The organism is Streptomyces sp. NPDC092369, assembly GCF_044755245.1.
Taxonomy (GTDB): Bacteria; Actinomycetota; Actinomycetes; order Streptomycetales; family Streptomycetaceae; genus Streptomyces.
In genome coordinates this window covers 1068268-1093464 of the sequence record NZ_JBIVQP010000003.1, presented here as the reverse complement: position 1 = coordinate 1093464, position 25197 = coordinate 1068268, and the positions used below count along the sequence as shown (strand labels likewise).

Below are 25197 nucleotides of genomic sequence, written 5' to 3'. Positions count from 1 at the left end.
GGAAGGCAACACCGATCATGGCGGACACAGCAGACGGCCTGGGGCTAGAGGCGCAGGCGACCATCCACGTGAGCGGGGAGTGGCGTGAAGCCGTCTCCGGCGCCACGCGTGAGGTCCTCGACCCCGCGGACGGGCTGCCGTTCGCCGTGGTCGCGGAGGGTGACGAGGAGGACACGAACCTGGCGGTCGCCGCCGCCCGGCAGGCCTTCGACCACGGCGACTGGCCGCGCACCCCCGCCACCGAGCGCGCCGCCCTGCTGCGCCGCGTCGCCGACCTGCTCGTGCGCGACCGCGAACAGCTCGGGCTGCTGGAGAGCCGGGACGCCGGCAAGACCGCAGAGGAGGGCCGCGTCGACATCGACTGTGTCGCCGACGCCTTCCGGTACTTCGCCGACCTCGTCGCCGCCGAGTCCCCTGGCCGGATCGTCGACGCGGGCTCGCCCGACATCCACAGCGTCGTCGTACACGAACCCGTCGGTGTCTGCGCGCTGATCACCCCCTGGAACTACCCGCTGCTGCAGGCCAGTTGGAAGATCGCCCCCGCGCTCGCGGCCGGGAACACCTTCGTGGTCAAGCCCAGCGAGATCACCCCGCTGACCACGATCGCCCTGATCGACCTGCTCGCCGAGGCCGGCCTGCCCACCGGCGTCGCGGGCCTGGTCACCGGACCCGGCCACACCGTCGGCGCCCGCCTCGCCGAACACCCCGACGTCGACCTCGTCTCCTTCACCGGCGGCCTGGTCAGCGGTACCAAGGTCGCCCAGGCCGCCGCGCCCACCGTCAAGAAGGTCGCCCTCGAACTCGGCGGCAAGAACCCCAACGTCGTCTTCGCCGACGCCTGCGCCACCGACGAGGACTTCGACACCGCCGTCGACCAGGCCCTCAACGCGGCCTTCATCCACAGCGGCCAGGTCTGCTCGGCCGGCGCCCGGCTCATCGTCGAGGAGTCCCTGCGCGAGCGCTTCGTCGCCGAACTCGCCCGCCGCGCGCAGAAGATACGCCTGGGCCGCGGCACCGAGGACGGCGTCGAGTGCGGCCCGCTCGTCTCCGAGCAGCAGCGCGCCAAGGTCGAGGCGTACGTCGCCTCCGCGCTCGCCGAGGGCGCCGTGCTGCGGGCCGGCGGCCGACGCCCCGAGCCGTCCGCCGAACGGGCCGCCGGCGGCTACTTCTACGAGCCCACCGTCCTGGACCAGTGCCACCGCGAGATGCGGGTCGTGCGCGAAGAGGTCTTCGGCCCGGTCCTCACCGTCGAGACCTTCCGTACCGAGGACGAGGCCGTGACCCTCGCCAACGACACCGAGTACGGCCTGGCCGGCGGCGTCTGGACCGGCGACGGCGCCAAGGCCCGCCGGGTCGCCGCCCGGCTGCGACACGGCACCGTCTGGATCAACGACTTCCACCCCTATCTCCCGCAGGCGGAGTGGGGCGGCTTCGGAAAGAGCGGCGTGGGGCGGGAGTTGGGCCCCGCCGGACTCGCCGAGTACCGCGAGACCAAGCACATCTACCAGAACCTGGCGCCGAAGCCGGTGCGCTGGTTCGCGGGCTGACCCCATACACGGCCCCTTCACCCTCAGCTTTCAGACCCCAGCCCCCACTGGAGTGAGCACCCCCATGCCCGAGAACGAGCACGAGAACGAACGCGAGTACGAGAACACGTACGACTACGTCGTCATCGGCGGCGGCACCGCGGGCTCCGTCATCGCCTCCCGCCTCACCGAGAACCCCGACGTCACCGTCGCCGTCATCGAAGGCGGTCCCAGTGACGTGGGCCGCGAGGACGTCCTCACCCTGCGCCGCTGGATGGGCCTGCTCGGCGGCGAGCTGGACTACGACTACCCCACCACCGAGCAGCCGCGCGGCAACTCCCACATCCGGCACAGCCGCGCCCGCGTGCTCGGCGGCTGTTCCTCCCACAACACCCTGATCGCCTTCAAGCCGCTGCCGTCCGACTGGGACGAGTGGGAGGCGGCCGGCGCGCGGGGCTGGGGCGCGGTGCCGATGGAGGCGTACTACGCCCGGCTGCGCAACAACATCGTGCCGGTCGACGAGAAGGACCGGAACGCCATCGCCCGCGACTTCGTCGACGCGGCCCGGACCGCGCTGGCCGTTCCGCGCGTCGAGGGCTTCAACCGCAAGCCGTTCACGGAGGGCGTCGGCTTCTTCGACCTCGCCTACCACCCCGAGGACAACAAGCGGTCGAGCGCGTCGGTGGCGTACCTGCACCCGGTGATGGACGAGCGGCCCAACCTCCGTATCTTCCTTGAGACGTGGGCGTACCGGCTGGAGCTCGACGGCACCCGCGCCAAGGGCGTGCACGTGCGCACCCAGGACGGCGAGGAGCTGCTGATACGGGCCCGCCACGAGGTCGTCCTGTGCGCGGGCGCCGTCGACTCGCCCCGCCTGCTGCTGCATTCGGGCATCGGCCCGCGCGCCGACCTCGAAGCGCTCGGTATCCCGGTCGCCCACGACCTGCCGGGCGTCGGCGAGAACCTCCTCGACCACCCCGAGTCGGTCATCGTGTGGGAGACGAACGGACCCATCCCCGAGAACTCCGCGATGGACTCCGACGCGGGCCTGTTCGTGCGCCGCGACCCCGAACACCTGGGCCCGGACCTGATGTTCCACTTCTACCAGATCCCGTTCACGGACAATCCGGAGCGCCTCGGCTACGAGCGGCCGGAGTTCGGCGTCTCGATGACCCCCAACATCCCCAAGCCGAAGAGCCGCGGCCGGCTCTTCCTCACCAGCGCCGACCCCTCGGTCAAGCCCGCCCTCGACTTCCGCTACTTCACCGACGAGGACGACCACGACGGCCGCACCCTCGTCGACGGCATCCGCATCGCCCGCGAGGTCGCCAAGACAGAGCCGCTGGCCGGCTGGCTGAAGCGGGAGGTCTGCCCCGGTCCCGAGGTGCTCGGCGACGCAGAATTGAGCGAGTACGCCCGCAAGGTCGCGCACACCGTGTACCACCCGGCGGGCACCTGCCGGATGGGCGCAGCCGACGACGAACTGGCCGTGGTGGACCCGGAGTTGCGCGTCCGCGGCCTGGACGGCATCCGTGTCGCCGACGCGTCCGTCTTTCCGACCATGCCCGCCGTGAACCCGATGATCGGGGTGCTGATGGTCGGTGAGCGGGCTGTCGACCTGATCGGGGGCGGTGCGTGATGACCACCGACGCCATCGACCTCTCCCGCGCCGACAGCGCCTCAGGGACCGGCACCGACAACCCCGTCTTCTCCGTCGACGGCCTCTGGAAAGTCTTCGGCCCCAAGGCCGACACCATCCCCACCGACCCCGACCTGCGCGCCCTCGACCCCGTCGAACTCCGAGCCCGTACCGGCTGCACGGCCGCCGTCCACGACGTCTCCTTCGACGTGCGCAAGGGCGAGGTCTTCGTGGTGATGGGCCTGTCCGGCTCCGGCAAGTCGACGCTCGTGCGCTGTCTGACCCGGCTGATCGAGCCGACCGCCGGCACGATCGCCATCGACGGCGAGGACGTCCGCGCGATGGACAAGGCCCGGCTGCGCGAACTGCGCAGGCACCGCGCCGCGATGGTCTTCCAGCACTTCGGTCTGCTCCCGCACCGCACGGTCCTCGACAACGTGGCCTACGGCCTGGAGATCCAGGGCATGGGCAAGGCCGAACGCCGGGCACGGGCTCAGGAGGTCGTCGCCAAGGTCGGGTTGGAGGGCATGGAGCAGCGCAGGCCCGCCCAGCTCTCCGGAGGCCAGCGGCAACGCGTGGGCCTGGCGCGGGCGTTGGCGGTCGATCCCCAAGTCCTGTTGTTCGACGAGCCGTTCAGCGCGCTGGACCCGCTGATCCGGCGGGACATGCAGGAGGAGGTGGTCCGCCTGCACCGCGAGGAGGGCCGCACGATGGTCTTCATCACCCATGACCTGAACGAGGCCCTGCGGCTCGGCGACCGGATCGCTCTGATGCGCGACGGCCGGATCGTCCAACTGGGCACCCCCGAGGAGATCGTGGGCAGCCCCGCCGACGACTACGTCCGCGACTTCGTCCGGGACGTCCCGCGCGAGCAGGTCATGACCGTCCGTACGGCCATGCGCCCCGGCGACTGCGGCGGCCCTGACCACCCCGGCGCGCTCGCCCCCGACGCCGTGGTCGCCGACGCGATCAAGGTCGTCGCGCACAGTGGCCGGACGGCCTGCGTGGTGGAGGACGGCCACTGTCTGGGCGTCCTCGACCGCGAACGCCTCCTCGCGGTCGTCGCGGGGGAGCGGTTCAAGGAGGCGGTCTGATGGCCACGTTCACCGCATCCGTCCCCCGCACCCTCCCCACCGATCTCCTCAAGCGCCGCTCGGTCCAGAAGCTCCTGCTCATCGCGCTCGCCGCGGCGATCCTCGTACCGCTCGCCAACGCCCGCTGGGCGAGCGGCAGTTGGCCCGACGCGCTCACCGTCGACCTCACCAAACCGCTGACCCACGTCAGCGACTGGATCATCGACAACCGCGACAGCCACCCCCTGTTCCTCTACTTCTTCGGCTACGTCAGCAACGCGGTCGTCATCTGCGTACGCGCCGTCTATCTCGTGCTCCTCGCCGCGGGCTGGGCCGGCGTCACGGCCTTCGGCGCGCTGGTCGCCTGGCGGGTGGCCGGTGTGCGGCTGGCGCTCGGGACGGGCGCCGCGTTCCTCGCCTGCGGGCTGCTCGGCATGTGGGTGCCGACCATGCAGACCCTCGCGCTGATGGTGGTCGCCGTCCTCGCGTCGGTCGCCGTCGGCCTCCTGCTGGGCCTGGCAGGCGGTCTCTCCGACCGGCTCGACCGCGCGCTGCGCCCGGTCCTGGACACCATGCAGGTGCTGCCGGCCTTCGCCTACCTGCTCCCCGTCGTCCTGGTCTTCGGCATCGGCGTCCCCGCGGCCGTCCTGGCCACCGTCGTCTACGCCGCTCCGCCGACGGCCCGCCTCACCGCCCTCGGCCTGCGCGGCGCCGACAAGGAGGTCCTGGAGGCGGTCGAGTCGCTCGGGGCGAGCGCCCGCCAACGGCTGCTGACCGCCCGTGTCCCGCTGGCCCGCAAGGAACTGCTCCTCGGCCTCAACCAGACGATCATGATGGCGCTGTCGATGGCGGTCATCGCCTCGGTGATCGGCGCCGGCGGCCTCGGCGACCGCGTCTACCAGGCGCTCGCCTCCGTCGACGTCGGCGCGGCCCTCGCGGCCGGCATCCCGATCGTCCTCCTCGCGGTCGTCCTGGACCGGGTGACCGGCGCGGCGGGCGAGAGCGCGGGCGAGGACGAGGGCGGAAGCCGCCGCCGGCTCTACGCGGCCGGCGCCGTCGTGGTCGTGGCCCTCGTCGCCCGTCTCGCGGGCCGCCTCGACTGGCCCGAATCCTGGACGCTGAACATCGCCACCCCCGTCAACCGCGCCGTCGACTGGATGACCGCCCACCTCTACTCGGGCGTCCCGGTCATCGGCGGCACCGCCGACTGGGCCGGGCACTTCACCACCTGGGTCCTGGACCCCGTCCGCGGCGGCCTGCAGTGGCTGCCCTGGTGGTCGGTGCTGCTCCTGGTCGCCACCCTCGCCTGGCTGATCGGCACCTGGCGCACCGCCCTCACCGCGGTCCTCGCCATGGCCGCGATCGGCGTCCTCGGTGTGTGGAAGCCGTCCCTCGACACGCTCTCGCAGGTCCTCGCGGCCGTCGCCGTCACCCTCGTCCTGGGCTTCGCGACCGGCATCGCGGCGGCCCGCAGCGACCGCTTCGAACGGCTGCTCCGCCCGGTCCTGGACGTCTTCCAGACCATGCCGCAGTTCGTGTACCTGATCCCGGTCGTCGCGCTGTTCGGTGTCGGCCGCGCACCCGCCGTCGCCGCGGCGGTCGTCTACGCGCTGCCCCCCGTCGTCCGCATCACCACCCAGGGCCTGCGCCAGGTCGACCCGGCCGCCCTGGAGTCGGCCCGCTCGCTCGGCGCGACTCCCGGCCAGCAACTGCGCCAGGTCCAACTCCCGCTCGCCCGCCCCGCGTTGCTGCTCGCCGTCAACCAGGGCGTGGTCCTCGTCCTCGCCGTCGTCATCATCGGCGGCCTGGTCGGCGGTGGCGCGCTCGGCTACGACGTCGTCTTCGGCCTGGCCCAGGGAGACCTGGCGACCGGTCTGGTGGCGGGCGGCGCGATCGTCTGCCTCGGTCTGATGCTGGACCGGGTGACCCAGCCCACGCGGCGCCGCACGAAGAAGGGAGCGTGACATGCGCGTCCGTACGACCGCCGCCGTCGCGTCGCTGGTCCTGCTGACCGGCTGCGGCGCCGCCGACATGACCAAGCAGGCCTCGCCCTTCGCGAACGCGCAGGGCGCCAGGACCGTGACCCTGTCCGTGCAGTCCTGGGTCGGCGCGCAGGCCAACGTGGCTGTCGCGCAGTACCTGTTGGAGCACCGGCTCGGCTACCGCGTCGACACCGTCCAGGTCGACGAGGTGCCCGCCTGGGACGCGCTCAGCCAGGGCCGCGTCGACGCGATCCTGGAGGACTGGGGCCACCCCGACCAGGAGAAGCGCTACATCGACGACAAGCACACCATCGCCCGGGGCGGCGGACTCGGGGTGACCGGCCACATCGGCTGGTACGTGCCGACGTACCTGGTGAAGCAGCACCCGGACATCACCGACTGGAAGAACCTCAACAAGTACTCGCCGCTGTTCCGCACCCCCGAGAGCGGCGGCAAGGGTCAACTCATGGACGGCTCACCGTCGTACGTCACCAACGACAAGGCGCTGGTGAAGAACCTGAAGCTCGACTACCAGGTGGTGTTCGCCGGTTCGGAGGCCGCGCAGATCACGCAGATGCGGCAGTCCGCCAAGGAGAAGAAGCCCTTCCTGACGTACTGGTACGCACCCCAGTGGCTGTTCGAGAAGGTCCCGATGACCGAGGTCAAGTTGCCCGCGTACAAGGAGGGTTGTGACGCGGACCCGGCGAAGGTCGCCTGCGCCTATCCGCACACCCCGCTGCAGAAGTACCTCAACGCGGACTTCGCGAAGAAGGGCGGCGAGGCCGCGGCCTTCCTGAAGAAGTTCAAGTGGACGACCGAGGACCAGAACGAGGTCTCCCTCATGATCGCCGACCGGAAGCTCACACCCGAGCAGGCGGCGAAGAAGTGGGTGGACGGCCACGCGTCCACGTGGAAGGCGTGGCTGTCCTGAACGCCCAGGTTTTCTTGAGGAGTTCGGCTACTTCTTGAGGCGTTCGGCGATCCCTCGGAGGGCGTGCGCCGCCGCGCGCTGCAGCCCCGGTCCGAACGTGATGCGAGTGGCCCCCAGTTCACCGAGTTCGGTGGGCGAGGGGCCCTCGCCGTCCAGTCGGCTCAGCACGTTGATCGGACCCTGGATCCCGGACCGCAGCAGCGGCAGTACGTCCGTCGGGGCGCCGATCGGATAGACGCAGTCGGCGCCCGCGGCGACGTACAACGCGGCCCGCTGGATGGCCCGTTCGGGATCGCCGTCCCCGTACAGGAACGTGTCCACCCGGGCGTTGACGAACAGCTCGTCACCGGCCGCGTACCGCACCTCGGCGAGCCAGTCGGCGTGCTCGCGCGGGTCCTTGAGAACTCCACCCCCGTGGGAGTCCTCAAGATTGCAGCCGACCGCCCCGGCCTCCAGCAGCCGCTCCACCAGCTCCTTCGGCGCGAGCCCGTACCCGCCCTCGACATCCGCGGAGACCGGTACGTCCACCGCCCGCGTGACGCGCGCCACCGCGGCGAACATCTCGTCGCCCGGCACCTCCCCGTCCGCGTACCCGAGCGCCGCGGCGACCCCCGCGCTCGGCGTGGCGAGCGCGGGGAAACCGGCCTCCACGAGGACCCGCGCGCTGGCCGCGTCCCAGGGACCGGGCAGCACGAGGGGGTCGCCCGGGAGGCGCCCCTGGTGCAGGGAACGGAAGACGGCGACCTTGCTGCGGGTCACTGGTGCTGCCCCGCGGTGTAGTGGCCCGGGACCATGCGGCAGGTCACGCCGAAGCGGTTCCACGCGTTGATCACCGTGATCGCGGCGATCAGCTGCGCCAGCTCGGCCTCCTCGAAGTGCTTGGCGGCCTTCTCGTACACCTCGTCCGGCACGAAACCGTCGGTCAGGACCGTGACCGCCTCGGTCAGCTCGATCGCCGCGAGCTCCCTCTCGGTGTAGAAGTGCCGCGACTCCTCCCACGCGCCGAGCTGGATGATCCGCTCCACGCTCTCGCCCGCCGCGAGCGCGTCCTTGGTGTGCATGTCCAGGCAGAACGCGCAGTGGTTGAGCTGCGAGGCCCGGATCTTGACCAGCTCGTTGAGCTTCGGGTCGAGGCCCTTACGGGCGGCGGCGTCCAGGCGGAGCATCGCCTTGTAGACGTCGGGCACGTGCTGGGCCCAGTGCAGGCGGGGGCTGTGCTCGGGGGCGTATTCCTCGGAGTGCCCGGAGGTGAATTCGGCGGTCTGCTCTGTGGTCATGTGCCGACCCTAGATTCCGTGCAGCCCAGGAGTATGGTCCATTTCCATGGCGAGAACATGGGCCACTTTCGGCGTGGATCTCCATCTGGAACCGACCGGACCGGGCGTCCGCCGCGGCCTGACCGACGCCCTGCGCGAGGCCGTCCGCACCGGCCGCCTGGCCCCCGGCACCCGCCTGCCCTCCTCCCGCACGCTCGCCGCCGACCTGGGCATCGCCCGCAACACGGTCGCCGACGCTTACGCCGAACTGGTGGCGGAGGGCTGGCTCACGGCCAGGCAGGGCTCGGGCACACGGGTCGCCGAGAGCTCCGCACCCCGCCCCACCCCGCAGCTCTCCGACGAGGAGCACGACCCCCACTCCCGCGAAGACCTCTACTCCCGCGAAGACCCCCACCCTCGTGAAGCCGCCCACCCTCATGAACACCGCCACCCCGGTGAACACCCTCGGCCGCGCCCCCGCGAGGCGCACCGCCCCGCCTACGACCTGGTCCCCGGCACCCCCGACCTCGCCTCCTTCCCGCGCGCGGAGTGGCTCAAGGCCGCCCGGCGCGCCCTGGCCGAGGTCCCGTCCCAGTCCCTCGGCTACGGCGACCCGCGCGGCCGCATCGAACTGCGCACCGCGCTCGCCCGCTACCTCGCCCGTGCCCGTGGCGTACGCGCCGACCCCGACCGCATCCTGGTGTGCGCCGGCATCTCGCAGGGCCTGCGCATCCTCGCCGCGGTACTGCGGGCCCGCGGCGCGAGCACGGTCGCGGTGGAGTCGTACGGCCTCTACATCCACTGGCGCCTGCTCGCGGCCGAAGGTCTGCGGACCGTCCCGCTCCCCTTCGACGAACGGGGCACGGATCCAAGGGAGTTGACCGACGAGGGCGCGGTCCTGCTCACCCCGGCCCACCAGTTCCCGATGGGCGGCACCCTGCACCGCGACCGGCGCGCCGCCGTCGTCGACTGGGCCCGCCGCACCGGTGGCATGGTCATCGAGGACGACTACGACGGCGAGTTCCGCTACGACCGCCAGCCCGTCGGTGCCCTCCAGGGCCTGGACCCCGACCACGTCGTGTACGCGGGCACGGCCAGCAAGGCCCTCGCCCCCGGACTCCGGCTGGCCTGGCTGATACTGCCCCCGGACCTGGCGCGGGAGGCGGCCCACGCGAAGGGCGGCATCGACTCCTGCGGGGCCCTGGACCAGCTGACCCTGGCCCAGTTCATCGACTCCGGCGCCTACGACCGTCACGTGCGCGCCTCCCGCCTCCGCTACCGGCGCCGCCGTGACGCCCTGGTCGCCGAACTAGCCCACCGCGCCCCCAAGGTCAGCGCCACCGGCATCGCGGCCGGCCTGCACGTGGTCCTCCGCCTTCCCTCGGGCACCGAACAGGAGGCCCTGCGCGCAGCGGCCTGGCAGGGCCTCGCCGTCCACGGCCTGCACCGCTACCAGCACCCGGACGCGGTGGTCGAACGCCGGGACGCACTGGTGGTGGGGTACGGGACCCCGCCGGAGCACGCGTGGTCGGGAGCCCTGGAGGCGTTGTGCCGGGCGCTGCCTTAGGGCGAGGGCGAGGGCGGGGACGAGGACGAGGGCAAGGTTGAGGGCAGGGGCGAGGGCGACCTTCGGCCTTTTCCTGGGCTTTCGTCACCTTTCCCCACCGCGCCCAGGGATGCTGGACCCGAGCCAACGTACGGACACGGTCCCGGGGTTGGGGTCAGGGACCGTGGCCTCGGGGAGGGGGCGACGTGGACGCCGGCATTCCCCGGGAACGCGACGACGGGGCGGCGTTCCTGGGACGTACGAAGGAACTGGCCGAACTGCGGCGGCGGTACGGGGAGGCGTCGGCGGGCGTCCCGCGGGTGGTCGTCGTCGAAGGACCCGCCGGTATCGGCAAGACGGCGCTCCTGCGGCGCTTCCTCGCCGACAGCGCGCACGGGCACGTGCTGGCGGCGGCCGGTGAGGAGAACGAGACGGAGCTGCCGTACGGCGTGCTGGGCCAGCTCCTGGGCCGCTCCGTGCACACCGACCCGCTCACCGCTGGTGCCGAACTCCTCGACCCGCTGGGGGAGTTGCAGCGCGACGAACCCGTCGTCGTGGTGGTGGACGACGCGCACTGGGTCGACACGCCCTCCTTGCGCGCGCTCACCTTCGCCCTGCGCCGGCTGCGCGCCGACCGTGTCCTGTGCCTGCTCGCGCTGCGCGATGTCGACGCCCCGGGGCTGCCCGGCGGACTGCTCCGGATCCTCACCGACGACACAGCCGTACGGCTGCGGCTGGGCGGGCTCGCGGCGGCGGACCTGGTCGGACTCAGCACCCGGTATCTGACCGAGCCGCTGTCCCCGGCCGCCGCCCGGCGCCTGTGCACCCACACCCACGGCAACCCGCTGCACTGCCGGGCCCTGTTCGAGGAGGTGCCGGCCGCCGCGCTCAGGTCCGCCGCGGCACTGCCCGCCCCGCAGTCGTACACCCGCTTCGTCCTGGACCGGCTCGCCCGCTGCGGGCCGTCCGCCCGTGCGCTGGTGCGGGCCGCGGCCGTGCTCGGCCCGCACTGCACGCTGGCCCGCGCCGCCCGGCTCGCGGAGGTCGCCGAACCGCTGACCGCGCTCGGCGAGACCCTCGCCCACGGGCTGCTCCGGGAGACCCCGCAGGCCGCGCCGACCGGCATCGCGTTCACCCACCCCCTGGTCCGTGCGGCCGTCCTGCACGGACTGGGCCCGGTGCGCCGTACCGCACTGCACAGCAGGGCCGCCGAGGCCGCAGACGACGAGTTCACGCGCCTGCACCACCGGGCGCTCGCCGCGTACGGACCCGACGACCGACTCGCCGCCGAACTCGCCGACTGCGCCCGCCGGCGCGGCGCCGAAGGCCGCTGGGTGGAGGCCGCGCCCCTGCTCCAGTACGCGGCCCGGCTCGCCTCCCGGCCGGCGGAGCGCGGGCGGCTGAACTGCGAGGCCGTGGAGGCCTTTCTCTTCGACGGCCGGGACGAGGAGGCCGCCGCCGTCGTGGCCGCGCTGCCCGACGCGACCGACGAGGCCGTACGGTGCTGTGCGCGAGGCCATCTGGCGCTGGTCGCCGGCCGCGTCGGCCAGGCACACGCCCTGCTGGACGAGGCGTGGCGGCTGCGCACTCCCGGCGCGGACCCCGGGCTCGACGCGCGGATCGCGGAACAGCACGTGATGGTCCACATGCTGGGCGGCCAGGCCGCTCGCGTGTGCCAGTGGGCCGCCTCGGCCCGCGACCGCGACGGCCGGGCGCGCTCCGGCGGGACCCTGCGCTTCATCCACCTCACCGCGCTCGGACAACTCGGCGCCTACGAGGAGGCGTTCGGGCTGGCCGAGGCACTGCCCGAGGCCGCCCTGGTGGGCCCCCGGGACATCGAACTCCTCATGGGCAGGGGCACGTTGTACCTGTACACCGACCGCGCGGCCCAGGCCCGGCCCGACCTGGAGCGGGTCGTGGAGCTCACCCGCCGGGGACCGGTGCCCCTGCGCGTGATCGCCCTCGCGATCCTCGCGAAGGCCGAATTCCTCTGCGGGGCCTGGGACTTGGCCGGCCTGCACTGGGAGACGGCCGCCTCCGTCGCCGCCGACCTCGGCCAGGGCTGGATCGCCCCCGTGGTCCACGCCGAGAACGTGCTCCTGCTCGCGGCCCGCGGTGAGTACGAGCGTGCCGAGCGGCAGTTGAGGACCGCCCGCGGCCACCGAGTGGTCGAGGAGTCCGCGATGGTGGAGATCTTCGTGACGTACGGCCGTGCCTTCCTCGCCTTCGTCCGCGGTGAACCCGCGGCGGCCCTCGCCCTGCTGCGCACCCTCCTCGTCCACGAGGAACTGGACTTCACCGCCGAGCCCGGACTCATGGTCTGGCGCGATCTGCTGGCCGACGCGCTGGTTTCGACCGGCCGGCTCGACGAGGCCGAGGAGGTACTGGCCGCGCTGGAACGCCGTGCCACCGAGCGCTCGCGCGCCTCCACACTGGCGTCCGTGTGCCGGGTGCGCGGCACCCTGTTCGCGGCCCGCCGTGAACCGAAACTCGCCCGGGACGCCTTCGCCGAGGCCCTCGACCGCGCGGCCCATGTCGATCTGCCCTTCGAACAGGCCCGTACCGAACTCGACTTCGGCTCCTTCCTGCGCCGCACCGGCCGCCGCGCACCGGCCGTGGACCACCTGCGCGCGGCCCGCACGCGCTTCGCCGAGCTGGCCGCCGTACCCTTCCTGCGCCACTGCGACCGCGAACTGGCGGCCTGCGGGGCGGCCCCGGACGGCACCTGCCCGGACCCCGTCGGACTCACCCCGCAGGAACACGCCGTCGCCCAACTCGCGGCGACCGGGCTGACCAACCGCCAGATCGCCCGCGAGCTGGTCCTCAGCGCGAAGACCGTCGAGTACCACCTCAGCCACGCCTACGCCAAGCTCGGCATCCGCTCCCGGGTGGAACTCGTGGCCCGGGTGGCTGCGGCTAGGGAAGGATCAGGAACGGCGGGCTGACGGCGAAGGTCGCGCCCGGCTCCGTCGAGCCGTACTTCACCGATCCGTAGGCCTGTGCGATGTGGCCAGCGTGCTGGCTGAGCACGGCGCTGCTCAGCGTGAACTCGAAGACCCCCGGAAAGTCGGTCCACCCTTCTCCGGCCGTGAGGAAGTGACCCTGCACCACTCCGGATCCGACGACGGGAATGGCTGTGCCGTCGTCGATGTCACGCACGACGAGCGACACCCGGTACGACCCCTCCTGCCCGTGGAGGGTCCGCCCCGCCTCGGCCTCCAGAACGATCTCGCCGTCCTTCTGCGGGTTCAGCGTGCTGTCGGCGATCTTCCCGCCCGGCTCACGGCTGAACACCCGCACGATCTGAGCGTCGTTCGGTCCCATGACTACCCCCTGTTCGTCCTGCTCCATCCGGCCGGTTCTCCGGCCGCACACGGAACAGTAGGAAGCGCGTCAGCCCTCAGGCCTCCGGGAAGGGCCAGGGGAAATCCCCGGGGAGGGCGGCGGCGCCTCCCCGAACCGTGCCAGCGCCAACGCCCCCGCCACGGCCACGCAGAACCCCAGCACCGCGAGCCACACCAAGCCCTCCCGGGTGCGGTCGCCGAGCCAGATCACGCCCACCGCGGCCGGGCCGATCGTCTCGCCGATGACCATTCCGGCGGTGGCCGCCGTCACCGAACCGTGCCGCAGGGCCGAGGTCAGCAGGAGGAAGGCGGCGGCGCCGCCGAGGAGGAGGGCGTAGGTCGCCGGGTTGGTGAACAGGTCCGCCGGGGCGATCGAGTCGATCAGGCGTACCGCCACCTCCACCACCCCGAACCCGAACCCCGCCCCCAGCCCGAGCGCCGGCGCCCGGTCCCGCCCCGACCAGCGCCCGCCGACCAGCGCGAGCAGCAGGACCGCGACGGCGACCGCGAGCATCGCGTACTTCAGCGCGGTCGACCCGGCACGGTCCCCCTCCGTACCCGAGGCCAGCCCCAGCATCGCCAGTCCGCCGCAGACCACCCCGACCGCGCCCCACTCCATGCCGCTCAGCCGCACCCGCAGCAGCCGGGCCGCGACCACCGCCGTCACCGCGAGGCTGGAGGCCAGTGCGGCACCGACCGCGTAGATGGGGATCGAGCGCAGCGCCGCGATCTGGAACACGAACCCCAGCCCGTCAAGACCGAGCCCCAGCAGATACCGCCACTGCCGCACGGCCCGGAGCAGCAGCGCCGCCTCCCCGCCGGCGCCGGTCGGGCGCGTGCCGGCCGTCTCCGCGTCGGCCTCCCGCGTGGCGACGGCCTGCAACACCGTCGCCGTACCGAAGCAGACCGCCGCACCGAGCGCGCACACCATCCCAAAGATCACAAAGTGACTGTAGGGGAGGGGAGTACGGGCGGGGTGCCTCGTGGCGCGCTCTCACCGATCTCTAGGCTGTCCGCCGAAGATCACACAACAGCCTGACGGCGACCGGTCGATCGCGGGGCCGTCGGATCAACGGGGAGACGGAACATGGCGGACGCACGCCGACAACTACGCTCGGGCACGGTCGTACTCGGCGGCATGGGACTGCTCGCCGCCGCCCTCACCGCCTGCTCCTCCGACCCCGACAAGCGCTGCGTCGACCGCGACAGCTACCAGCTCGCCAAGGGCTACAAGGTCGTCGCCGACAAGAGCTGCAACTCCACCAGGACCTCGGCGAACGGCGCCTGGTACTACGGCGGCAAGAAGAAGGGCTCCTGGGTCGAGGGCGGTTCCTTCACCAAGCCGCGCAAGGGCTCCGGTTCCTCCGGCGGCGGCCACGGCAGCAGTGTCGACCGCGGCGGCTTCGGCAGCGGCAAGGGAAGCTCCGGCGGCTGACCGACCCATGCGACGGCACTCCATCACCCCCCGCCCGAACTGGCAGCGCACCGTCGAGGAACAGGGCCTCGTCTATCCGCTCACCCGGTATCCCGACGACTCCCTGCGCCCCTACTGGGACGAGAGCGCCTACTACTCCTTCACGCTCCCCGAGGTCGAGGCCCTGGAGGAGACCGTCGAGGAACTGCACGGCATGTGCCTGGCCGCGGCCGAGCACATGGTCTCCCACCACCGCCTCGCCGACCTCGGCATCACCGACCCCCGCCTCGCGCAGGCCGTCGCCGAGGCCTGGCACCGACGCGCCGAACTCCCTTCCGTCTACGGCCGTTTCGACCTGCGCTACGACGGCACCGGACCGGCGAAGCTCCTGGAGTACAACGCCGACACGCCCACCTCCCTCGTCGAGGCCGCCTCGCCCCAGTGGTTCTGGATGCGGGACCGCTTTCCCGGCGCCGACCAGTGGAACTCCCTCCACGAACGCCTCGTCGCCGCCTGGAAGAACCAGGCCGCCCTCCTCCCGCCGGGCGCGCCCCTCCACTTCGCGCACTCCGCCGCCGACGAACTCGGCGAGGACCTCATGACCGTCGCCTATCTCAAGGAGACCGCCGAACAGGCCGGCCTCGACACCGACTGGATCTCCATGGAGGAGATCGGCTGGGACCCCCTCTCCGGCCGCTTCGTCGACAACCGCCTCCGCTTCATCCGCAGTTGCTTCAAGCTCTATCCCTGGGAGTGGCTCACCACCGACCGCTTCGCCGACCACGTCCTCGACACCCTCGACAACGGCGGCGGCACCGGCACCACCCTGTGGATCGAGCCCGCCTGGAAGATGCTCCTCAGCAACAAGGCCCTGCTGGCCGTCCTGTGGGAGCTGTACCCCGACCACCCCAACCTCCTCCCGTCCTATCTCGACGGCCCCCGCGACCTCGCCCGCACCACGGGCTACGTCGCCAAGCCCCTGCTCGGCCGCGAGGGCGCGGGCGTGACGATCCACGCCCCGGGCACGCCCCAGGCAACGCCCGAAGAACCCTGCTGCTACCAGCAGTTGGCCCCGCTGCCCGACTTCGACGGCAACCACGTCGTCCTCGGCGCCTGGGTCGTCGAGAACGAGTCGGCCGGCCTCGGCATCCGGGAGTCGTCGGGCCTGGTCACGGACGAGTACGCCCGCTTCCTCCCGCACGTCATCCAGTGAGTCCGCCGCCCCGCCGCCATCGCTCGCATGGTGGACGCGGCACCTCCGGCCGGCGACCTCCCCGGTAGGCTGACCGGCGGGCCGTGACTGGCGCGCTGGGATGGGACCAACCATCGGGGAGCGGCCCGAACGGAAACTGTGTGCCGTGCGCCTGGGCCGTACCGTGAACGCCGAACGCCACGTCCGGAGGTCCTGATGCCCGACAGCTCTGCGCCCCTTTCCCCCGAGTCCACCGCCTTCCGCTCCGCCCTCGACGTGATCCGCGCCGTCGAGCCGCGCGTCGCCGACGCCATCGGCCAGGAAGTCGCCGACCAGCGCGAGATGCTCAAGCTGATCGCCTCGGAGAACTACGCCTCCCCGGCCACCCTGCTCGCCATGGGCAACTGGTTCAGCGACAAGTACGCCGAGGGCACCGTCGGACGCCGCTTCTACGCCGGCTGTCGCAACGTCGACACCGTCGAGTCCCTCGCCGCCGAGCACGCCAAGGAACTCTTCGGCGCCCGGCACGCCTACGTCCAGCCGCACTCCGGCATCGACGCCAACCTCGTCGCCTTCTGGTCCGTCCTCGCCCAGCGGGTCGAGGCCCCCGCCCTGGAGAAGGCCGGCGTCCGCCAGGTCAACGACCTCTCCGAGGCCGACTGGGCCGAACTGCGCCAGGCCTTCGGCAACCAGCGCATGCTCGGCATGTCCCTGGACGCCGGCGGCCACCTCACCCACGGCTTCCGCCCGAACATCTCCGGCAAGATGTTCGACCAGCGTTCTTACGGCACCGACCCCACCACCGGCCTCATCGACTACGAGGCCCTGCGCACCTCCGCCCGCGAGTTCCAGCCGCTGATCATCGTCGCCGGCTACTCCGCCTACCCCCGTCTCGTGAACTTCCGCATCATGCGCGAGATCGCCGACGAGGTCGGTGCGACCCTGATGGTCGACATGGCGCACTTCGCCGGCCTCGTCGCCGGCAAGGTGCTGACCGGCGACTTCGACCCGGTCCCGCACGCCCAGATCGTCACCACCACCACCCACAAGTCGCTGCGCGGCCCGCGCGGCGGCATGGTCCTGTGCGACGACTCCCTCAAGGACCAGGTCGACCGCGGCTGCCCGATGGTCCTCGGCGGTCCGCTCCCGCACGTCATGGCCGCCAAGGCAGTCGCCCTCGCCGAGGCCCGTCAGCCCTCCTTCCGCGACTACGCCCAGCGCATCGTCGACAACTCCCGCGCCCTCGCTGAGGGGTTGATGAGCCGCGGCGCCACGCTCGTCACCGGCGGCACGGACAACCACCTCAACCTGATCGACGTCACCACCTCCTACGGCCTCACCGGCCGCCAGGCCGAGGCAGCCCTCCTCGACTCCGGCATCGTCACCAACCGCAACTCCATCCCCGCCGACCCCAACGGCGCCTGGTACACCTCCGGCATCCGCATCGGCACCCCCGCCCTGACCACCCGTGGCCTCGGCACCGCCGAGATGGACGAGGTCGCCGCGCTCATCGACCGCGTCCTCACCACCGCGGAGCCCGGCACCACCAGCAAGGGCGTGCCCTCCAAGGCCCAGCACGTCCTCGACCCCAAGGTCGCCGACGAGATCTCCCACCGCGCCACCGACCTCGTGGCCGGCTTCCCGCTCTACCCGGAGATCGACCTGGGCTGAGGCCCGAGGCCCGAGGCCCAAAGGGGCGCACCGCACCTCACCGGTCGAGGTCGATCAGCTCATGTCGTGGCTCCTCCCGCGGCGGTCCGGCTCTCTGCCGGTCCGCCGCGCGGCGTATCAGCAACATGCCCCCGGCCCCGACCGCGAGCCCCACGGCCAGGCCCGGCAGCGCCCACCAGACACCATCCCGGCCGAACCCACCTCCGCCCAGCCTGTTCGCCGCCCCCGCTCTGTCCGAGCCGTCCGCCGCGGCCGAGCCGGTCCGCGCGGACCCGCTCCCGGCGGCGCCCTCGCCCGTGCCGTCCCCGGGTCTGCTCCGCGGCCCGTCCCCGAGTCCGTCGAGCACGCTCTGCTGCTCCAACGTCACGAAGATCGAACTCGGTGCCCGGTGCCAGCGGATGTCGTCGTCCTCCACATCCGGCGCGAGGTCACTGCGCACCCACGGCGAACCGTCCGCCGCCACGAACAGTTGGTCCTGCCGCTCCACCGCCACGTCACCGCCCGGCGCCCGATGGGTCCGCGGCCAGCCCCCGACACCCGACAGCCCCCAGATCACCGTGAAGTCCACCGGCGGATACCGACCCTTGGTCCACTCCTCCGGCACCCGTTCAGTCCCGGTGTATGTCGGCCGCAGCAACTCCGACAGCCGGGCGAACGCGGGCTCGCCCGAGCGCAACGCCATCGTCCGGCCCGTGCCACCCGCGACGATCATCGCCGTGTCGGGGGCTGTCCCGGCCCCGCGTCGGTGCCTCCGCCGGTACTCGGGTCACTGCCCCGGCCCCAGCCCCCGCGGCCACCGCAGCGTCGGCCGTAGGCGCCCCGCACAAGCTCACCGCCACCGCCGGCGACAACACCGCCAGCCACACCATCGCCCGCCGAGTCCGTCCGCGGCCCCTCATACGTCCCGCAACTCCTGCCTGGGTCCCGGCTCCCGCCCGCCACGCCACCGACCCGACGGCAGCCGCGACGCCAGCGGCCGGAGCATCACCGCCAACCCCGCCCCGGCCGCCGCCCCCGGCAGCGTCCACCACCAGTTGGACCACCAACGGGTGCCGTCGGGCGGGTCCGGCAGGCCGACCGACACGGTGGTGGTCGAGGTGTCCGGTACGTCGGTCGGCACCGTGGCCGGATCCGGGGTCGGCTCCTCCGATCGCCACGGTTCCGGGAAGATGCCCCCGTAGCCACCGTCGCCCGAGGCCTTGCCCATCACGCCCAACTTCTGCAGCAGAGCGCGCAGTTCGACGGGGTGGTCGGCTCGGTGCCAGTAACCGTTCGGCGTTTCCAGCACATTGGCCGCCGTGTGGATCCAGACGGCGTGGCGCCCGGAGTCGACGGGGAAGACCCGGTCCACGCGCCAGGGTGACATGTCGTGCGCCATCCAAGTGACGTTGATCTGACGCGCGTTCGCCATATCGACCTCGGACGGCTGGTCTCGGCTGCCCACGTCCGCCGTGCCGAGCAGTTGTTGCAGTGCGCCGTACTCCTTGTCGGAGTAGTACAACCCGGTGGCCTGGCCGCTGCTCGGCGAGGTCACCAGCACGCTCGTCGGGCCGCCCGCCGAGGCCGACGACGCGACCCACGTCATCAGAACCAGCGTCACCGCCAACGCACCTGCCAGCACCGCCAGTTCACGGACCCGTCCGCGCCAACTGTTCCGCCACCCGCGCATCCCGTCCCCCTACCAGTCGTCCCCTCGACCCGTCCCCGAGCCGCCTGTCACTTCTGGTACACCGCCCGACCCGCCGGGGTTCCCACCCCGACCGCACTAATTCCCGGAGCCGTCGGCAGAACCGGCAGCGGAGCCGTCGGCAGACAACCCGCCGGACTTCTCCAGCTCCTTCGCGATCTCCAGCGCCCGTGCCCTCGACGTCACCCCCTCCAGCCGGAGCGTCACCTGGTCGAAGCCGGCCCGGTGCATCCACAGCAGCGTCGGCCCCGCGGTCCGCTCCTTGCGGGTGAAGCGGCTGCCGTCCGCGTCGATCAGCCAGAAGCTCAGCAGATGCGGGCGGGGAAACCACAGGGCGTAGTCCGACATGCCGTCGGTCGAGGTCTCCTCGCCCAGCGGGATCCACTCCGGCTGTTCGCGCGCGGTCTTGGCGAAGGTGAGATCCAGCGCGTTCGGCATCTCGTCGAGCCGGACCGTGTGCCCGTCCTCGCGCCAGCACAGGCTCACCAGGAACCGCCCGTGCGGCTCACCGGTCACCGCCACCGCGTCCGGGAGGCCCAGCGCCTTCGGCACCAGCGGCTCGAACCCGGCGCGTCGCTCGGCCTGTCCGAGCGACACCGACCGGCCGCAGCCGGGCACCTCGGCGCCGGGCGAGGGCACCGCCGACGGGTCGTACCGCACTTCGACCCCACCGAAGTCGAACCAGTCGAAGACCGCCGCCCGCACCGGGGGCGTCAGCACGAGCACCGTCAGCAGACCGCACAGCAGGGCGCTGAGCGAGCGCCAGCGCAGGCGCGTCCAGTGCCGGACCGACCGCAGGCGGGCGCCGACCGGGCGTGGCTCGGGGATCGGGGTCGGCAGCTGTTCGGCGAGTATCTGGCCCAGCACCCGCTCGACCATCGTCTCGGAGTCGTCGGCGCCTGCGGTGCCGGGCGCGTCCAGCGACCGGCCCAGCGCCTTCAGCTCCTCCGGCAGCCGGGCGGCATCCTCCCGGGCCCGGCCCCGCTCACGTCCCTGCTCACGTCCGCGCTCGCGTCCTCGCGGACCCCGGCCGCCGCTCCGGCCGTCACCACGGCCGCGCGGGCCCCGGCCACCGGTGCCTCCGGCGGCACGGCCGCCCTCACCCTCGTAACTCCGACCCTCGTAGCTCTCACCGTCGAAAGCGTCGAGACCGTCGTCCTCGTGCGGCTCACTCATGCTCATCACCCCCTTCCCGAGGCTGAAAATCCGGCAGCAGTCTGCCCAGCTTCCGCAGGGCCCGGCTGAGGCGGGACTTCACCGTGCCCCTCGGCCAGCCCAGGGCCTGGGCGGTCTCCGGCTCGTCCATCTCCAGCAGATAGCGGTAGGTGACGACCAGGCGGTGGTCCTCGCTCAGCTTCTCCAGGGCGGACAGCAGGGCCGCGCGGCGCTCCGTCTCGATGGTCGCGACCGCCGGGTCCGCCGATTCCGGTATCAGCGGCTCGGCCTCGGCGAACGCCGCTTCCCGGCCGGCGAGCGTGCGCTGCCGGGCCGCCGTGCGCACGGTGTTCCTCGTCTCGTTGGCGACGATCGACAGCAGCCACGGCTTGAAGGCGGCATCCTCCTTGAACCCGCCCAGCGCGCAGTACGCCTTCACGAAGGCCTGCTGCACCACGTCCTCCGCGTCCGCACCCGCCCCGAGTGCCGTGGCCGCCCTGAGCGCGATGCTCGTATGGGCCCGCACCAGCTCCGCGTACGCCTCCGGCTCTCCGGCGCGTACGCGTGCGATCACCGCGGCCTCATCGACGATGCGGCCCCCCTCCCGCGTTCTCACACTTTTGGTACACCGCCCGACCCGGATCGGTTCCCACCCGTGTCACATCTGTTTCCGATCGGTTCCGGACCGGCCCCCAACACCTGAGAGAATGGTGAACATGGCTTCTGACCGACCCCGCGTACTCTCCGGAATCCAGCCCACCGCAGGCTCTTTCCACCTCGGCAACTACCTCGGCGCCGTGCGTCAGTGGGTGGCCCTGCAGGAGTCCCACGACGCGTTCTACATGGTCGTCGACCTGCACGCGATCACGATTCCGCAGGACCCGGCGGAGCTGCGGGCCAACACCCGGCTCGCCGCCGCGCAGCTGCTGGCGGCGGGGCTCGACGCGGAGCGCTGCACGCTCTTCGTGCAGAGCCACGTCCCCGAGCACGCCCAGCTGGCGTGGGTCATGAACTGCCTGACCGGGTTCGGCGAGGCCTCCCGCATGACCCAGTTCAAGGACAAGTCCGCCAAGCAGGGTGCCGACCGGGCGAGCGTGGGCCTGTTCACGTACCCGATCCTCCAGGTCGCGGACATCCTGCTGTACCAGGCCAACGAGGTGCCGGTCGGTGAGGACCAGCGCCAGCACATCGAGCTGACCCGTGACCTCGCCGAGCGCTTCAACGGCCGCTTCGGCGAGACCTTCACGATCCCGAAGCCGTACATCCTCAGGGAGACGGCGAAGATCTACGACCTTCAGGACCCGTCGATCAAGATGAGCAAGTCGGCGTCCACGCCGAAGGGCCTCATCAACCTCCTCGACGACCCGAAGGCCACCGCCAAGAAGGTCAGGAGCGCGGTCACCGACACCGACACCGTCATCCGCTACGACGCCGTGGAGAAGCCGGGCGTCAGCAACCTGCTCACGATCTACTCGACCCTCACCGGCAAGTCGATCGAGGAGCTGGAGCGGGACTACGAGGGCAAGATGTACGGCGCGCTCAAGACGGACCTCGCCGACGTCATGGTCGAGTTCGTGACGCCCTTCAAGGAGCGCACGCAGCAGTATCTGGACGACCCGGAGACGCTCGACTCGATTCTGGCCAAGGGCGCGGAGAAGGCGCGTGCCGTCGCCGCCGAGACCCTCTCCCAGGCCTATGACCGGGTCGGCTTCCTGCCCGCCAAGCACTGAGGCGCACGACCGCACACACGTACCACTGGGCAGAGCGCTGCACATCACTACGGTTGCGCCTGCCCGCATCCCATCCGTGGCCGTACAGTCGATAGCCGAACGGCGGGGAACGACCGACCGAGACGACGACAGGAGATGACGTGGGGACCGTAACGATCGGCGTGTCGATCGCGGTCCCGGAGCCTCACGGCAGCCTGCTCCAACAGCTGCGCACTGGCTTCGGGGACGCCGCGGCTCACGGCATCCCCACGCACGTCACCCTGCTGCCGCCGACGGAGGTCGACGGCGCCTCGCTGCCGGCCGTCGAGGCGCATCTGACGGAGCTCGCCGGGAACGGCCGGCCGTTCCCGATGCGGCTGTCCGGCACGGGTACCTTCCGTCCGCTGTCGCCCGTCGTCTACGTGCGCGTGGAGGAGGGCGCCGAGGCGTGCACCTGGCTGCAGAAGCAGGTCCGCGACGCCTCCGGGCCCATCGCGCGCGAACTGCAGTTCCCGTACCACCCTCATGTGACGGTCGCCCACGGCATCGACGACGAGGCGATGGACCGCGCCTTCGAGGAGCTCGCCGACTACGAGGCCGAGTGGCCGTGCACCGGGTTCGCGCTGTACGAGCAGGGCGCGGACGGCGTGTGGCGCAAGCTGAGGGAGTTCCCCTTCGGGAGTTCGGTGGTGCCGCCGCAGGCCGGTCATGTGGAGCGGGGCACCATCCCCAGTCGGTAGGCGGATGCCCGGCCGAGGGCAGCCCGTGCCTGGACGCCTACAGGGCCAGCCGTCGGAACACCCCGCGCGGGACGTGCCGCAGGGCCGACATCACCACACGTAGCGTGCCGGGCACCCACACCGTCTCCGAGCGGCGGCGCAGGCCCAGCTCGACGGCCGTCGCGACCGCCTCAGGTGTCGTCGCCAGCGGTGCCTCCGGCAGACCCGCCGTCATCTTCGAGCGCACGAACCCGGGGCGTACGACCATGACGTGCACGCCGGTGCCGTGGAGCGCGTCGCCGAGGCCCTGGGCGAAGGCGTCGAGGCCGGCCTTGCTGGATCCGTAGATGAAGTTGGCGCGGCGGGCGCGCTCCCCGGCGACGGACGAGAGCACCACGAGCGAGCCGTGGCCCTGGGCCTGCAGCGCGCGTGCGCCCACGAGTCCTGCCGACACCGCGCCCGTGTAGTTCGTCTGCGCCACGCGCACCGCGGCGGCCGGTTCGCGTTCGTCGTGCGCCTGGTCGCCGAGGATCCCGAAGGCGAGCAGCACCATGTCGATGTCGCCCTCGGCGAACACCTTGCCGAGCACCGCCTCGTGGGCGTCGGGGTCGAGCGCGTCGAAGGCGATCGTGTGCACGTCGGCGCCCAGGCCGCGCAACTGCTCCGCGGACTGTTCCAGGGCGGGCGAGGGGCGTCCGGCGAGCCACACCGTGCGGGTGCGGCGGGCGATCAGACGGCGGGCGGTGGCGAGGGCGATCTCGGACGTACCGCCGAGGACGAGCAGGGACTGGGGGAGGCCGAAGGCGTCCTTCACGAGAGAGCTCCTAGAGGGTGCCTGGAGGGTGCCTGGGGGTTGCCTGAGGTGGAGCGGAGGGTTGCCCGGACGTCGTCCGGAGCTTGGGGCCGCTCAGAGGGCGAGGCGGCGGGCGAGGTCCGACACGAACACCCCGCGCGGGTCGAGTTCCGCGCGCAGGGCCCGGAAGTCGTCGAGGCGCGGGTACATGGCGGCGAGCAGTTCGGGGCGCAGCCGGGAGTCCTTGGCGAGGTAGACGCGTCCGCCGGCCCCGGCCACGTCCTCGTCGAGCCGGTCGAGGAGGGCGCCGAGCCCTGGCAGGCCCGCCGGGATGTCGAGGGCCAGCGTCCAGCCGGGCACGGGGAAGGAGAGCCAGCCGGGGTCGGCCTCCCCGAAGCGCTTGAGGACGGCCAGGAAGGACGGGCACCGGTGCTCGGAGACACACCGCACGATCTGGCGCAGGGCCTCCTCCTGGCCGTGTCCGACGACGAACTGGTACTGCACGAAGCCGCCGCGGCCGTAGACGCGGTTCCAGTGCGGTACGCCGTCCAGGGGATGGAAGAAGGTGGGGATCCGCTGGAGTTCACCGGTACGCGCGCGTGGCGCTCTGCGGTACCAGAGCTCGTTGAACAGGCCCACCGTCGTGCGGTTCAGCAGGCCCTCCGGCAGGAAGGCGGGGGCGGCCGGGAGCCGGCGGGTCCGGAAATCCAACGGTGCTCTACGCGTGCGTGCTGGCAGTGCGTCGAGGGGCGCGTGGTCGCCGCGGGTGAGCACCGCGCGGCCCGTCGCCGCTCCTCGCGCGAGGAGGTCGATCCAGGCGACCGAGTAGCGGTAGTGGTGGTCGCTCGCCGTGAGGCGTGCCATCAGGTCGTCGAGGTCCGTCGCCCGTTCGGTGTCGACCGACATCAAGGACGTCTCGACGGGCAGCAGTTGAACGGTCGCCGTCAGGATCACACCGGTCAGACCCATGCCGCCGGTGGTCGCGTCGAACAGGGGCGTGCCGCGGCTCACCGTGCGGATCGTGCCGTCCGCGGTGAGGAGCTCGAAGGACAGGACGTGCCGGGAGAAGGAGCCCGAGACGTGGTGGTTCTTGCCGTGGATGTCCGCGCCGATCGCACCGCCGACCGTCACCTGGCGCGTGCCCGGCGTCACCGGCACGAACCAGCCGAGCGGCAGCAGGACCTCCATCAGCCGGTGCAGGGAGACGCCCGCGTCGCACAGCACGATGCCGCCGTCGGCGTCGATCGCGTGGACGCGGTCGAGACCCGTCATGTCGAGGACCGTGCCGCCGGCGTTCTGCGCCGCGTCCCCGTAGGCCCGCCCCAGGCCCCTGGGAATGCCCCCGCGGGCCCCGCAGCCCCGGACGGCCGCAACGGCCTCCTCGTACGTCCCTGGACGGACCGGACGGGCCGCCGTGGGCGCGGTGCGGCCCCAGCCGGTGACGGGAACGGGGAGGGAGGCGGCTGCGGGAACGGGCGCGGACGTGGATGCGGCGTCGGCAGACATGTCGGCGACCGTATCGCCCCTATGTGATCGGTTTGTTCATAAACATGACCTCTC

Annotated in this window: 22 protein-coding genes and 1 riboswitch; of the genes, 12 read left to right on the top strand and 10 right to left on the bottom strand. The window is 72.1% G+C overall.

Annotation, left to right across the window (positions count from 1 at the left end; translation table 11 throughout):
• Positions 1-17 precede the first annotated feature (17 nt).
• The 5 genes from ACIQI8_RS21865 (at position 18) to ACIQI8_RS21845 (ending at position 7151) form a co-directional block, all read left to right on the top strand.
• On the top strand, positions 18-1547 hold the full coding sequence (locus tag ACIQI8_RS21865) for an aldehyde dehydrogenase family protein (protein ID WP_402352991.1): 1530 nt from the start codon (positions 18-20) through the stop codon (positions 1545-1547).
• Between the two features lie 64 nt (positions 1548-1611).
• Positions 1612-3165, top strand: a complete 1554-nt coding sequence (locus ACIQI8_RS21860) for a GMC family oxidoreductase (protein WP_402352988.1) — start codon at positions 1612-1614, stop codon at positions 3163-3165.
• Positions 3165-4259, top strand: coding sequence for a glycine betaine/L-proline ABC transporter ATP-binding protein (locus tag ACIQI8_RS21855; RefSeq protein WP_402352985.1), 1095 nt, complete (start codon positions 3165-3167; stop codon positions 4257-4259). The genes ACIQI8_RS21860 and ACIQI8_RS21855 overlap by 1 nt, the downstream gene beginning before the upstream one ends.
• Entirely contained in the window at positions 4259-6202 is a 1944-nt protein-coding gene (locus ACIQI8_RS21850; RefSeq protein ID WP_402352982.1) for an ABC transporter permease, read from the top strand. Before ACIQI8_RS21855 ends, ACIQI8_RS21850 begins: the two co-directional genes overlap by 1 nt.
• A gap of 1 nt (position 6203) precedes the next feature.
• Positions 6204-7151, top strand: a complete 948-nt coding sequence (locus ACIQI8_RS21845; protein WP_402352979.1) for an ABC transporter substrate-binding protein — start codon at positions 6204-6206, stop codon at positions 7149-7151.
• Between the two features lie 27 nt (positions 7152-7178).
• On the opposite strand, the gene ACIQI8_RS21840 is transcribed toward ACIQI8_RS21845, so the two are convergent.
• Together ACIQI8_RS21840 and ACIQI8_RS21835 are read right to left on the bottom strand one after the other, a co-directional pair.
• Complete coding sequence (locus ACIQI8_RS21840; protein WP_402352976.1) at positions 7179-7910, bottom strand: isocitrate lyase/phosphoenolpyruvate mutase family protein; 732 nt, start codon at positions 7908-7910, stop codon at positions 7179-7181.
• Positions 7907-8428, bottom strand: coding sequence for a carboxymuconolactone decarboxylase family protein (locus ACIQI8_RS21835; protein WP_402352973.1), 522 nt, complete (start codon positions 8426-8428; stop codon positions 7907-7909). The genes ACIQI8_RS21840 and ACIQI8_RS21835 overlap by 4 nt, the downstream gene beginning before the upstream one ends.
• A 46-nt stretch (positions 8429-8474) precedes the next feature.
• Between ACIQI8_RS21835 and ACIQI8_RS21830 the strand changes: the two genes are divergently transcribed.
• Both ACIQI8_RS21830 and ACIQI8_RS21825 read left to right on the top strand, forming a co-directional pair.
• Positions 8475-9974 carry a PLP-dependent aminotransferase family protein gene (locus ACIQI8_RS21830; protein ID WP_402352970.1) on the top strand — a complete coding sequence of 500 codons (1500 nt, stop codon included), beginning with the start codon at positions 8475-8477 and terminating at the stop codon, positions 9972-9974.
• A gap of 185 nt (positions 9975-10159) precedes the next feature.
• Positions 10160-12898, top strand: coding sequence for an AAA family ATPase (locus ACIQI8_RS21825; protein WP_402352967.1), 2739 nt, complete (start codon positions 10160-10162; stop codon positions 12896-12898).
• Here ACIQI8_RS21825 and ACIQI8_RS21820 read toward each other — a convergent pair.
• Positions 12870-13277: a hypothetical protein gene (locus ACIQI8_RS21820; RefSeq protein ID WP_402352965.1), complete on the bottom strand. Its 408-nt coding sequence runs from the start codon at positions 13275-13277 to the stop codon at positions 12870-12872. The genes ACIQI8_RS21825 and ACIQI8_RS21820 overlap by 29 nt on opposite strands.
• A gap of 69 nt (positions 13278-13346) precedes the next feature.
• Positions 13347-14228 carry a hypothetical protein gene (locus tag ACIQI8_RS21815; protein ID WP_402354094.1) on the bottom strand — a complete coding sequence of 294 codons (882 nt, stop codon included), beginning with the start codon at positions 14226-14228 and terminating at the stop codon, positions 13347-13349.
• Between the two features lie 156 nt (positions 14229-14384).
• Between ACIQI8_RS21815 and ACIQI8_RS21810 the strand changes: the two genes are divergently transcribed.
• From ACIQI8_RS21810 to ACIQI8_RS21800, 3 genes are all read left to right on the top strand, one after another.
• Positions 14385-14732, top strand: coding sequence for a hypothetical protein (locus ACIQI8_RS21810; RefSeq protein WP_402352963.1), 348 nt, complete (start codon positions 14385-14387; stop codon positions 14730-14732).
• 7 nt (positions 14733-14739) lie between these two features.
• Complete coding sequence (locus ACIQI8_RS21805; protein ID WP_402352960.1) at positions 14740-15924, top strand: glutathionylspermidine synthase family protein; 1185 nt, start codon at positions 14740-14742, stop codon at positions 15922-15924.
• 73 nt (positions 15925-15997) lie between these two features.
• Positions 15998-16088: riboswitch (ZMP/ZTP riboswitch) on the top strand.
• Positions 16089-16119: 31 nt separating this feature from the next.
• Positions 16120-17574 (top strand): glycine hydroxymethyltransferase, encoded by a 1455-nt coding sequence (locus ACIQI8_RS21800; RefSeq protein ID WP_402352957.1) that lies wholly within the window; start codon positions 16120-16122, stop codon positions 17572-17574.
• 37 nt (positions 17575-17611) lie between these two features.
• On the opposite strand, the gene ACIQI8_RS21795 is transcribed toward ACIQI8_RS21800, so the two are convergent.
• The 4 genes from ACIQI8_RS21795 to ACIQI8_RS21780 form a co-directional block, all read right to left on the bottom strand.
• A complete protein-coding gene (locus tag ACIQI8_RS21795) occupies positions 17612-18286 on the bottom strand; it encodes a hypothetical protein (protein ID WP_402352955.1) in 675 nt (224 codons plus the stop codon).
• A gap of 183 nt (positions 18287-18469) precedes the next feature.
• The gene (locus tag ACIQI8_RS21790; RefSeq protein WP_402352952.1) at positions 18470-19159 is read right to left on the bottom strand and encodes a hypothetical protein; all 690 of its coding nucleotides are present in this window, start codon (positions 19157-19159) and stop codon (positions 18470-18472) included.
• A gap of 180 nt (positions 19160-19339) precedes the next feature.
• Complete coding sequence (locus tag ACIQI8_RS21785; protein ID WP_402352949.1) at positions 19340-20437, bottom strand: hypothetical protein; 1098 nt, start codon at positions 20435-20437, stop codon at positions 19340-19342.
• Positions 20430-21032: an RNA polymerase sigma factor gene (locus ACIQI8_RS21780; protein ID WP_402352947.1), complete on the bottom strand. Its 603-nt coding sequence runs from the start codon at positions 21030-21032 to the stop codon at positions 20430-20432. The genes ACIQI8_RS21785 and ACIQI8_RS21780 overlap by 8 nt, the downstream gene beginning before the upstream one ends.
• Positions 21033-21132: 100 nt before the next feature.
• Here ACIQI8_RS21780 and trpS point away from each other — a divergent pair, with 100 nt between their 5' ends.
• Positions 21133-22146 (top strand): tryptophan--tRNA ligase, encoded by a 1014-nt coding sequence (trpS, locus tag ACIQI8_RS21775; protein ID WP_402352944.1) that lies wholly within the window; start codon positions 21133-21135, stop codon positions 22144-22146.
• A 140-nt stretch (positions 22147-22286) separates the two neighbouring features.
• Entirely contained in the window at positions 22287-22865 is a 579-nt protein-coding gene (locus tag ACIQI8_RS21770) for a 2'-5' RNA ligase family protein (RefSeq protein WP_402352941.1), read from the top strand.
• Between the two features lie 37 nt (positions 22866-22902).
• Here the strand turns inward: ACIQI8_RS21770 and ACIQI8_RS21765 are convergent, their stop codons facing one another.
• On the bottom strand, positions 22903-23658 hold the full coding sequence (locus ACIQI8_RS21765; protein ID WP_402352938.1) for a decaprenylphospho-beta-D-erythro-pentofuranosid-2-ulose 2-reductase: 756 nt from the start codon (positions 23656-23658) through the stop codon (positions 22903-22905).
• A 93-nt stretch (positions 23659-23751) separates the two neighbouring features.
• The gene (locus ACIQI8_RS21760) at positions 23752-25143 is read right to left on the bottom strand and encodes an FAD-binding protein (RefSeq protein WP_402352935.1); all 1392 of its coding nucleotides are present in this window, start codon (positions 25141-25143) and stop codon (positions 23752-23754) included.
• Positions 25144-25197: the final 54 nt, after the last annotated feature.

Bases quoted from the DNA above. Each gene is read 5' to 3' on its own strand.
- ACIQI8_RS21760 (WP_402352935.1), bottom strand. From the start codon at position 25,143: ATGTCTGCCGACGCCGCATCCACGTCCGCGCCCGTTCCCGCAGCCGCC.
- ACIQI8_RS21845 (WP_402352979.1), top strand. From the start codon at position 6,204: ATGCGCGTCCGTACGACCGCCGCCGTCGCGTCGCTGGTCCTGCTGACC.
- ACIQI8_RS21835 (WP_402352973.1), bottom strand. From the start codon at position 8,428: ATGACCACAGAGCAGACCGCCGAATTCACCTCCGGGCACTCCGAGGAA.
- ACIQI8_RS21815 (WP_402354094.1), bottom strand. From the start codon at position 14,228: ATGGTGTGCGCGCTCGGTGCGGCGGTCTGCTTCGGTACGGCGACGGTG.
- ACIQI8_RS21865 (WP_402352991.1), top strand. From the start codon at position 18: ATGGCGGACACAGCAGACGGCCTGGGGCTAGAGGCGCAGGCGACCATC.
- ACIQI8_RS21830 (WP_402352970.1), top strand. From the start codon at position 8,475: ATGGCGAGAACATGGGCCACTTTCGGCGTGGATCTCCATCTGGAACCG.
- ACIQI8_RS21810 (WP_402352963.1), top strand. From the start codon at position 14,385: ATGGCGGACGCACGCCGACAACTACGCTCGGGCACGGTCGTACTCGGC.
- ACIQI8_RS21820 (WP_402352965.1), bottom strand. From the start codon at position 13,277: ATGGGACCGAACGACGCTCAGATCGTGCGGGTGTTCAGCCGTGAGCCG.
- ACIQI8_RS21805 (WP_402352960.1), top strand. From the start codon at position 14,740: ATGCGACGGCACTCCATCACCCCCCGCCCGAACTGGCAGCGCACCGTC.
- ACIQI8_RS21850 (WP_402352982.1), top strand. From the start codon at position 4,259: ATGGCCACGTTCACCGCATCCGTCCCCCGCACCCTCCCCACCGATCTC.
- ACIQI8_RS21790 (WP_402352952.1), bottom strand. From the start codon at position 19,159: ATGACGTGGGTCGCGTCGTCGGCCTCGGCGGGCGGCCCGACGAGCGTG.
- ACIQI8_RS21800 (WP_402352957.1), top strand. From the start codon at position 16,120: ATGCCCGACAGCTCTGCGCCCCTTTCCCCCGAGTCCACCGCCTTCCGC.
- ACIQI8_RS21860 (WP_402352988.1), top strand. From the start codon at position 1,612: ATGCCCGAGAACGAGCACGAGAACGAACGCGAGTACGAGAACACGTAC.
- ACIQI8_RS21855 (WP_402352985.1), top strand. From the start codon at position 3,165: ATGACCACCGACGCCATCGACCTCTCCCGCGCCGACAGCGCCTCAGGG.
- trpS (WP_402352944.1), top strand. From the start codon at position 21,133: ATGGCTTCTGACCGACCCCGCGTACTCTCCGGAATCCAGCCCACCGCA.
- ACIQI8_RS21785 (WP_402352949.1), bottom strand. From the start codon at position 20,437: ATGAGTGAGCCGCACGAGGACGACGGTCTCGACGCTTTCGACGGTGAG.
- ACIQI8_RS21795 (WP_402352955.1), bottom strand. From the start codon at position 18,286: ATGATCGTCGCGGGTGGCACGGGCCGGACGATGGCGTTGCGCTCGGGC.